The organism is Cobetia sp. 29-18-1, assembly GCF_029846405.1.
Classification (GTDB): domain Bacteria; phylum Pseudomonadota; class Gammaproteobacteria; order Pseudomonadales; family Halomonadaceae; genus Cobetia; species Cobetia amphilecti.
Genome location: NZ_JARWKS010000061.1, coordinates 1 through 239, shown reverse-complemented (window position 1 = coordinate 239; position 239 = coordinate 1). Strand labels below are relative to the sequence as shown.

Here is a 239-nt window from a genome sequence, read left to right as displayed (position 1 = left end):
GGTACCGAGGAGGCCTCACGACTGGCGGAGGCGCCGACGCCTTCCCAGCACGCGACTGCCGCGCGCCATCAGCGTGCCGCGCAGGATACGGATAGCGGCCGGCGTGGTGGTGCTCGGCGCGAGGACAGCAGCAAGCGCGCCATGGGCCAGCGCAGCTCGGATCAGCGCGGCTCAGGTCAGCCCAAGACAGGCCAACGCTCGGGTGCTCGCCAGGAAGGGGCGGGGCGGCGGGAGCGTAC

At 73.2% G+C, this 239-nt stretch carries 1 protein-coding gene; it reads left to right on the top strand.

The window, feature by feature from the left end; all coding sequences use genetic code 11:
• A partial coding sequence (locus QD208_RS17620; RefSeq protein ID WP_279837694.1) for a hypothetical protein occupies positions 1 to 239 on the top strand: 239 nt, incomplete at both ends.